Origin of the sequence: Marinobacter xestospongiae (assembly GCF_023156385.1) — a bacterium.
GTDB lineage: Bacteria > Pseudomonadota > Gammaproteobacteria > Pseudomonadales > Oleiphilaceae > Marinobacter > Marinobacter xestospongiae.
This window is the reverse complement of the sequence record NZ_JAKZAK010000056.1, coordinates 1-1783: the sequence shown is the minus strand read 5'-3', so window position 1 is coordinate 1783 and position 1783 is coordinate 1. Positions and strand designations below refer to the sequence as shown.

Here is a 1783-nt window from a genome sequence, read left to right as displayed (position 1 = left end):
TTGCTCATGATTCTCCTCCTTGTGGAGATGATGAATCAGAGCTTAGGCACCTGTCCAAAATTTGGGGTCCACTTCAAGTACCTTTTTCGTGGACTCCTGTTGAACCAATGTTAATCCAAATTTCGCCAGATAATTATGAATGCGTAGGATGCGCACCCTATGACCCGAATAGTGAATACTTTAAGAAAAAGAATGGGGTAGTAAAGGGGATGGAGTAAATATATTTAACAATCACAGTCACAGCGACGTCTGCTACATTGCGGCTTTGCCTTCATTTCGCAGCCGCGCGTGCTGTGGGCGTTATGTTCTAAGAGTAGTTCTCGAGCAGAGTTCCTCAAATGAAGTACATCGTTAGAAAAATCGGGATAATCGAAGCTTTGCTCGAGGATGGGTCATTGAGTAGCCTGACTTATGCGGCACTTGAATGTCGTTTAGTAATCGAGATGATCTGCTATGAACGGCTCATGGTGGCATATGGTTACACATCCTACTCTGATCTACGGCGCTGGCAGCCAAAAGAAATTGTTCAGCAGGTGGTAAATGAAGCTAATGAGCTAGCAGCTACCACATTTAGGTTTTCCCGATCCAAGGAACCTATTGACCCCGATAATCCGCCTCGGTCGGCGAGCGACTACGAAAAAATTGAGTATGTAGAGGTAGGCACGCAAATCGGATTTGACATCAAGAAGATTGGCCAACTCTGGCAGGCGCTATCAAGTGTGGCCTTGCATGTGCAAGTCCCCAAGAATAAAAGCGACAACCTATCCATCGATGGGAAGCCCGAGAAAATCAAAGGCAAGGTCGAGACAGCGCTCAAGCTTTTTCGGGAAATTAACAAAGGAAATTTGTTAGCCTCAAGTCCTGGCCCGGAAATTTCCTATCGATGTGAGGGCTGCGGACAGGACATAAAACGAAAACTGGATCTGGTCTATAACGGAATGGTGGCAAGTTGCAGTTCGGAGTCTTGTAACGAAAGCTATCTCCTTACCGTTACCGAATCAGGGGTCGAATTTGCTAGGCGCGTGGTGTCGGTGCCATGTGATGGCTGCGAGTCAACCCTAGAGATACCGGAACGGCTGATTGAAGGGCTGCGAATTAACCAATCTCTCACTGCAGAATGCGGTTCTTGCAGAAACAAAACGGTCATAAGACTTCGCCCTTGTAAGGCGGTGACAAGAAAAGAAACATAACCATGCCAGGCACGGCGACGTCTACTACATTGCGGCTTCGCCTCCATTCCGTAGCCGCGCATGCTGGCTAGCGTTACGTTTCGTCGTCGACAAAGCATCGAGTGTTTGAATGAATGTAGAAATAATCGGTGATCGCGAATTTATCGCCTCCGTTCAGGAGCAAGACGGTGTTTGGGTACTAATGGCCGGTCAATCGCTTTACGCACTACAAGCGGAGGGTGGCAGAGGGCTTCCTGTCTGGTCGTCAGCAGAAAAAGCAGAAGTGTTCGCCGAAAATTTGAGCCAAAAAGGATTGTCCCCGGTGTTCGTACCGATGAGCAATTTCTTGGGTGCTGCCTGGTTGGGTTCGTCGAGCCTGCAAATCGTCGATGTTTTGGCTTCGCCCCGCTATGGGCAAGAGTCTCTCACCTACACAGCCGAGGACCTCCGTGCCAGACTCAAAACGTAACAAGGCAATCAAATTCGTTCCGGCCCGAAGGGCCTACACCGGACGCCCTTGTCAGGGCGCCGTTTATTGCTGGCGTGTGTGCCGGGCATGGCACAGAACTAGGGAGGTGAAAGTCCTCCTGCCAGGTGTTCGCAGAGCCGAAGGC

The 1783-nt window shown here is 49.6% G+C and carries 3 protein-coding genes; all 3 read left to right on the top strand.

The annotated features are described in order from the left end of the window. Positions 1 to 218: hypothetical protein (locus tag MLD24_RS21440; protein ID WP_248169369.1), on the top strand; the 218-nt coding region annotated here is incomplete at its 5' end. 120 nt (positions 219 to 338) lie between these two features. Beyond that, on the top strand, positions 339 to 1190 hold the full coding sequence (locus MLD24_RS21435; RefSeq protein WP_248169367.1) for a hypothetical protein: 852 nt from the start codon (positions 339 to 341) through the stop codon (positions 1188 to 1190). A gap of 109 nt (positions 1191 to 1299) precedes the next feature. Continuing rightward, a complete protein-coding gene (locus MLD24_RS21430) occupies positions 1300 to 1638 on the top strand; it encodes a DUF2750 domain-containing protein (RefSeq protein ID WP_248169366.1) in 339 nt (112 codons plus the stop codon). The last annotated feature ends 145 nt before the right edge of the window (positions 1639 to 1783 follow it).

Coding starts and splice junctions, on each gene's coding strand:
- MLD24_RS21435 (WP_248169367.1), top strand. CDS start 339: ATGAAGTACATCGTTAGAAAAATCGGGATAATCGAAGCTTTGCTCGAG.
- MLD24_RS21430 (WP_248169366.1), top strand. CDS start 1,300: ATGAATGTAGAAATAATCGGTGATCGCGAATTTATCGCCTCCGTTCAG.